The organism is Microcoleus sp. BM001215392 (assembly GCF_036700185.1).
GTDB lineage: Bacteria > Cyanobacteriota > Cyanobacteriia > Cyanobacteriales > Microcoleaceae > Microcoleus.
In genome coordinates this window covers 1-6890 of record NZ_JAUBOJ010000392.1, presented here as the reverse complement: position 1 = coordinate 6890, position 6890 = coordinate 1, and the positions used below count along the sequence as shown (strand labels likewise).

At 46.6% G+C, this 6890-nt stretch carries 7 protein-coding genes; 3 read left to right on the top strand and 4 right to left on the bottom strand.

Annotation, left to right across the window (positions count from 1 at the left end; translation table 11 throughout):
• The 3 genes from QT974_RS28815 to QT974_RS28805 all read right to left on the bottom strand — a co-directional run.
• Positions 1-388: hypothetical protein (locus tag QT974_RS28815; RefSeq protein WP_333471813.1), on the bottom strand; the 388-nt coding region annotated here is incomplete at its 3' end.
• A complete protein-coding gene (locus QT974_RS28810; protein WP_333471812.1) occupies positions 388-810 on the bottom strand; it encodes a hypothetical protein in 423 nt (140 codons plus the stop codon). The genes QT974_RS28815 and QT974_RS28810, both read right to left, overlap by 1 nt.
• Before the next feature lie 234 nt (positions 811-1044).
• Positions 1045-2478, bottom strand: coding sequence for a hypothetical protein (locus QT974_RS28805; protein WP_333471811.1), 1434 nt, complete (start codon positions 2476-2478; stop codon positions 1045-1047).
• A 487-nt stretch (positions 2479-2965) separates the two neighbouring features.
• Here QT974_RS28805 and QT974_RS28800 point away from each other — a divergent pair, with 487 nt between their 5' ends.
• Complete coding sequence (locus QT974_RS28800) at positions 2966-4600, top strand: site-2 protease family protein (RefSeq protein WP_333471810.1); 1635 nt, start codon at positions 2966-2968, stop codon at positions 4598-4600.
• Here QT974_RS28800 and QT974_RS28795 read toward each other — a convergent pair.
• Positions 4559-4855, bottom strand: coding sequence for a hypothetical protein (locus QT974_RS28795; RefSeq protein WP_333471809.1), 297 nt, complete (start codon positions 4853-4855; stop codon positions 4559-4561). The two genes, QT974_RS28800 and QT974_RS28795, sit on opposite strands and share 42 nt — an antisense overlap.
• A 98-nt stretch (positions 4856-4953) precedes the next feature.
• On the opposite strand from QT974_RS28795, the gene QT974_RS28790 reads away from it, so the two are divergent.
• A complete protein-coding gene (locus tag QT974_RS28790; protein ID WP_333471808.1) occupies positions 4954-5901 on the top strand; it encodes a PIN domain-containing protein in 948 nt (315 codons plus the stop codon).
• Positions 5902-5917: 16 nt separating this feature from the next.
• A complete protein-coding gene (locus QT974_RS28785; protein WP_333471807.1) occupies positions 5918-6559 on the top strand; it encodes a hypothetical protein in 642 nt (213 codons plus the stop codon).
• The last annotated feature ends 331 nt before the right edge of the window (positions 6560-6890 follow it).

Here is a 6890-nt window from a genome sequence, read left to right as displayed (position 1 = left end):
TGCCATCAGCGCGCTTTTTTACCAGTTCGTTGTCGGCAACGACACCCTCATATTTGCGGTGATGTTTGTGGACTTTGGCATCGGCTTCTTCAATCTTCCCCAGTGCTTCGTAAGCGCGTTTAGCTTGTCTCGCACCGTCTGTCTTTTCCTTTGCTAAGCCCTTCATGGCATCGGCTTCTTCCTCTGTGAAGTAGCGCGGTGCTGGCACAACGGGGACACTGCGGATGCTGGAAAAGTCACCGGGGTTTTGCGGGCTGATAACGCCTGCACCTGTGGCTGCTAGCACCTTTGATTTGTCGATCGAATGAGTGCCATCGTGGACTAAACCACTACCTGTGGATGATTCGGCGGACTGATTGCCACCGAATAGTTGCTTCATTAATCCCATTATTTTGATGCTCCAATTTGAATGTTGATGCGAACTGGGGAGGGAAATAGGTTTAGGGGATTGATTTGTCGCCACAAACTCATTGCCAGCACGAATACCCCCGCCGATGCGAGTGCGAGTGCAATGAGTTGACCTAAATCAATCCATTCTAAAAAGTTGGTAGCAGTCCAGCTATCCACTGTGTCAAGCGGTTCAGCCTTGCTGTCTAGTGCATCGTCTAGCGGTATGTAGACAGTGTGTATACCTGTGTCTACAGCACCGTTATTGAGGTAGCCAATGCGATTAACTTCTAGTAGGGCTTCCCAAGTAGCAGTTTTAGAAAGCTTCCCGAAATCCTTGGCGTCTTCGTTGGTGAGGCCGTATTCAAAAGCGATCGCCCTGAGTTTATCAATGCGACGGCGGTTCACTATGGGCTCAGTCATGGCAAAACCACGCAAACTCAATCATTAAGAGTTGCGATCGTCCGCTAAGACAATCGTCTGAAAATGTCATAATTATTCGGCTCCAAACGTTACGTGAAAACGGTTTGGGGAAGTCGTAGTTAATCTGGTGTGCCAACACCGGGTTAACCGCGCGTATCAAATCTTCCTTAGTTACTCACGATTGCAGCTTTAGAGTCATCTGTCAACACAGGGATTGTAAAGTTTCGTTGATAATTATTCGGTGAGTAGCTCCATCACTTCATCGGGTGTAAGACCGTAAATGGCGGCTAGCAATTTGATGTTTTTAACGTCACTCCCTAACTGTTTAAGCACCTCGATAGCGCTACCTAAAGGGATAGCTTCTTTTGTAGACTGAGTTAACAAATCAATCGTTGTCTCGGTATTAGCTCGTTTTTTATAAATGCTTTCATTCATCTGAGTTGAGTGACCTAAATTTTTAGCCCTGGTCTCCTGAGACATCCCCGCCATTTGACCGTTGAGATTAGCTAGATGACGTAAAGCATGGGTTTGAGTAAAGCCTTTGTCCCATCTTCTTAAGGTAGTATGTGCGCGGTCACTGTATAACCCACTAATTGTCTTTGGATTGTTTGATGATGTTCTAATATCGGGCAAGTTGCCTGACTTAATTTCTAAACATTCTACTAAGTCAGAATGAGTAGGAGGCAGCATAGGTATACACAATCTATAGCCAGTCTTGGTTGTAGTATCTAGTAACGTTTTATCGCCTACTACGGCAATCATTTGTTTGTTTGTCGGTTCATTCAACGCAGGAATAGTCACACCATCTTTTGTCTTAAATGGCTTGTCAATATTCTGAATTGCAAAAACTTCATGAACTCGAAAACCATACACCAACTGCATTGAGAATACCCACATCCACCGCTTACGTGATTCCAAATGGTATCGTTTGTCGTTGGGGGCAACTAAAACCAACTCGCGAAGTTTTAAAAACTCATCAACCGATAAATTTTGAAGGTCTTCCCGAAATTCTGTTTGTGTACAGTCAATCTCTTTAAGCCGACTCAATAAGTCTACATTTTTAATAGTCTCAGCAAGCTTTTTCATAGCGCCTAAGCAATTTTTAAAGCACTTAGTTCCTTGTATTTTACTATTAACTACGGACAGAACATCTGTTGGGTTTACGACCGTATCTTGTGGCAACAGCTTATAGTAGTCACCGTAAACTGCACTCCAAGTACGTTGCTGACTAATACTACTCCTGTCACGTTGTTGACGGCGCTTAGTACGTCCCTCCCAGTATTCTTTGTCTACTTTTTTTATTGCCTCACCAAACGTTATTAAATCATTTTTGATGACATTTTTGTCCAAAATAACATCATCATACCAGGCTAAAAACCGACTTTCGCTAGAGAAGGATTGTAAAGCGCTACCAACTAGATGAGCCTTCCTCAGAGCATCAGTAATACCTTGCATCGTCAGGTAACACCCGCAGGTTTTGTTGACCCGCTTGTCACCCAACTTGAATTGCAGTGTTATGTAACCACCGCTAGCTTTCCTGTCTCTTTTTAGCCCTACGCCCTTGGGGCATTCTTTTTGTGCTTGTTTGAAATAGTCCAGAACCCGCTCGTAGCCAATAAGGTAGTCTGCGGTGGTACTTACCGTGACTGGATTAGATTTTTCGCTCATCTTTCGCCCCTTACTCTAATAGTGCTGAATTTGACTGATGTACTCAGCCTACAGTAAGTCGCTCAGTGCTCGCTCAAATCTAAACCAGCGCTTTCAGAGTGGGGCAAAAAATGGCTAGAACGACATAAACTCGTAATTTGAAAGCTAAGTGTTAATTCAAGTCCTGCCGTACCCATTAACTAAACCTAGTAGCATCAATGCTTCGATCCGTTCTTTACCGCAAAGTAGAGAGCGGCTCAAACCTTGTTTGTTTCGCATTTGTTGTGCAGCGGTCAAACATTCGCCTCTACCCGATGGAGCCCCGGCCAATTTTCAGGCTCCCGGACGATCTGAGTAGAGGTTGGTCAAAATTTATCCCTTATCGTAAAAAATTTGTTTTGTCAATAGCCGATCGCCCGGAAGTTGAAAAAGCAGCAGCAGGTTGTGAGCCGAGTAGCCCTGAGGAGTTATCCTTAGTGATCGGGCTAGTTTCGGACAGGTTTGGATCATGTTCCCAGCAACTCTATTTCATAATCCGCAAAATTTAATGCTATTACTCGACGGCAGCGCGATCGACCGATTCAACCTGGTATTGGCCCAAGCAACCGGAACGCCGATAATTGCATCGTCCAATTCTGCAACCGCGGCACTCCTATTGCTGGCTCTGGGAATTCTGGGTTGGGGATTTTATCGCGCCAGAGGTCAAGGCAAACCGGGAATTTTGGCTTGGTTGCAGTCAGTGGCGCTGATGAGTCCATGGCTGCTGTTCTTTGCTTTGTCCGCCGCCGGGATTTACCTCAATCTAGTAGCGATCTTGTTGCTGTTGGTGGCATCCACCGGATTGTACATTTATCTCGGCAGACAGTTGCGCAAGGCGTTCTCGGATGCGTCGGCGATCGACAACCGCCTTGATGCTGCTGAGTTGCAAAAGTCCCAAAGCAATGATTTATCGGCTCCTGACCCGCAGCAGCCACCAGGAAAAGATCGCATTAAGATAGTCACATCGCGTGCTAATAATGAGTTAGAAATAATTCCGGTTCCAGTAGAAGACCTCAAGGCAATTAAAGGGATCTTTGGTATCGATACTTTCTTTGCCACAGAAACGATTCCTTATCAAGATGGGGTAATCTTGAAAGGCAATCTCCGGGGAGACCCAGAACAAGTACACTCGCGGCTGACGGCAAGTTTGCAACAAAAATTAAACGATCGCTACCGCCTATTTTTAGTAGAAAATCAGGACGACAAGCCGGTAGTGATTGTTTTGCCCAGCACCAACGACCCGCAACCAACTACCCTATCTCAAAAAATCCTGTCAGTCGTGCTGCTGCTGGCAACAATTGCTACCAGCTTGGAAACTGCGGGTTTGCTGCTAGGTTTCGATTTCTTTAACTCGCCGCGTCGATATTTAGAAGTTATGCCAATTGTGGCAGGAATTTGGGCGGTTTTAGGGTCTGGCGCGATCGCTCGCCGAGTGCTGGCAAATAAGTACAATGTTCGTTTGAGTTGGCCGTTTTTTATACCAACTTGGCAGATAGGTTCTTTTGGAGCGATCGATCGTTTTGAATCGCTGCTCCCCAACCGTAAAGTTTTGTTTGATATCGCTTTTGCCGGGCCCGCCTCGGGGGGAACAGTTTCTCTGCTAATGCTGGTAGTCGGTTTGGTGCTGTCGGGGCCAGGGAGTTTGTTTCAAATTCCGGCAGAATTTTTCAAGGGCTCGGTTTTGGTGGGAGGTTTAGCAAAAGTATTTTTGGGATCGGCATTGCAGCAGCCAATTGTTGACGTTCACCCGCTGGTAGTTATCGGTTGGTTGGGCTTGGTAATCACGGCGATTAATTTGATGCCTGCCGGACAGTTGGATGGAGGTAGAATCGTACAAGCAATTTACGGTCGGAAAATTGCCAGCCGCGCTACTTTGGCGACGTTTGTGGTGCTGGCGATCGCTTCTTTAGTCAATCAGGCGGCTCTGTATTGGGCGATCGTGATTCTAATTGTACAGCGGAATCTGGAGCGACCGAGCCTCAACGAGCTGACTGAACCAGACGACACTCGCGCTGCTTTGGGTTTGCTAGCTTTGTTCTTGATGGTGGCTGCACTTTTACCGTTAACTCCGGCTTTGGCGGGCCGTCTGGGAATCGGCAATTAATACCATTGTAGAGGGGCGATTTTTCGGTTGCCGATCGGGTAATGAGTTACGAGAGAGTGGTGGGAAGCACAAGCCGGCAGTTGCATGATTTTGGGGCGAACTCAAAAGAGATAGCAGCCGCGCTGCTTGATGCGATCGCGTGTGGGGTTTCGATAAATGAGTAAAATAAAGGAATTGGGCGATCGAACTGGGGAATGGAAGGGCGATCGTGTTCCTCACTACTAATTTCCAATTCAGCTCCCCGCCCCCGGTCATTTATCTATTACCAAAAGTTGATTTTTTTCATACCCAAAATTTGTTTAAACTTCAGCGATCGAGTGAAAATAAAGTATCTGAGCATCTAGGATAAATTCATGGCTAATCAACTTCCTCCTGTATTGGTAACTTTTGATGCAGACGTTTTGATGGCTGGCAGAACCCAAGTGTGGCAAGAATATGCCAAAGTGGGAAGTTGCTATATCCCGGAAGTAGTGTACGACGAAATAGATCGTCTCACCGACAAAGCCGTGGAACCAGCCATCGAGCAAGTCGCTAGGGAATTTATGCGGTTTTTTGGCGATAGTGGCTGGATTGCGACTGACGCTCAAGAGACGCACCGCGCTCTGGAACCTTCAATTAAAAATCAAAGCAAGCAAGCCATGCTCGTCGTGGCGACGGCTCAATGCGTTTACGGTTTGGCTCAAGAACATCCCGACGCATTGGTAGTTTTTGTGTCCAACAGCCAGCCTCTGTTGAAGCGGCTGGCTTCTGTGGGGGCTGCGAACCTCTGCGGGATTACTGGTGCGATGCTGCTAAATTGGGCGCGGAAAGCGGAACGGCCGGCGGCGGCGACTCAGCAATTGCAAAATTTGATGCGCACCCTCGCCGATCGCAAATCGAATCAGCGCTCTAGCAGTAGAATTCAAGATGCTGCTGTTAGCAAAACAGGAACTTCTACTAGCAAGTTAACGGGGGCGCGCGCTGCTTCTGAGTTGAAGTCGCCCAGCAGTTTTACTAAAACTAACCACACCGGTTTGAGCGCGACTCCCCGTGCGAGTTCGCGTCCCAAAACGTCACCGAAGAAAGCAGAACCGAGAGATTACCAGTCGGGTGTATATCGCGTTAAACATATTACGGCTCCGAAAAAAAATGACGGCGGTATTGTGGCCACTGTGTTCAATCTTGTGGGAGCGATATTTTTCTTGATAGTGGCGGTGGGTATTTTGTGGCGGGTGTTCGATGCTAGGGGTTTTAGAAAGACTTTTGTGCCGGCTCTACCGCAGCCTGTGCAACAATTTGTGAAGTCGATCGATCCTAAATAAGAGAGAGGAATAGGAGTTGAATTGGAATGAAATAATTAGTGGATTAGCCTTAGCTGTTGCGGGTGTTGCTTATGCTACATTCTTGTTTGTAGTTCTTCCCCTCAGATATTACGATTCTGGGATATCAGTTTGGGCGATAGGAATTGCGATCGCCCTTACGGTAGCAATGAATTGGCTGCTATCTGAATCATTGCTGACGGGGTGGAGTTGGGTAGCTGCATTATTTGGTTTTCAGATACCGCTGACGATTTTTTGTAGCCTATTCTTGGGAGAGGGGCTGCTGCTGCCGAGTCTGTTATTTTTGGGAACAATGGTAGTAGGAGTTACGAGCGTTTATACCAATTTTTCACAACCAAAAACACTGTTGATTGTGAGTTTGTGTACAATATTTTTCCTAACTTTAATGTACATATCTTTGATTGGTGGCTATGTGCTCAGAGGCAAAAATCCGTTTCAGGGTTCTTCAAAGCAAATGCTACCGCTGTTGAATCACAAGGTAGAAATTCGCACCGACGATCCCAAACAATTGCAGTTGAATGGTAAAACAGGCGAACTCACTCAGATCGATCGCTATGAAGTGACAGTCAGGCTAGATGACGATCAAGTATTCTGGCCCTATGTCCAGCTTTGGTGGGAAGATGTCAAGCCTGCTAAATAACAGAAATCCTCAGAGTTATCAACCCTCAATAACTTTCTTCCCTTGTCTTCTCTGTGCGCCCTCAGCCCCATCTGCGGTTCATTTCGAGCCCCGAATTCTGTCAAGCAATTTTAATAAACCCGCACTGACTAAACCTCCTGCAATTCCCAGAAGCAGACTCAAGCTTTACTTTCCTGCGCGCCCTCCAACAATCGAGATCCAAACCTCCGCAACCAAGCCGCCAAATCACCATTTTTAATTTGTTTTGCGATTAAGAATCCCTCTTCCCCAGCCCTGATTCACCCCTTCGAGAAGTTCCATCAACTTCGCCTCGTATTCCGCATCAGTCAAA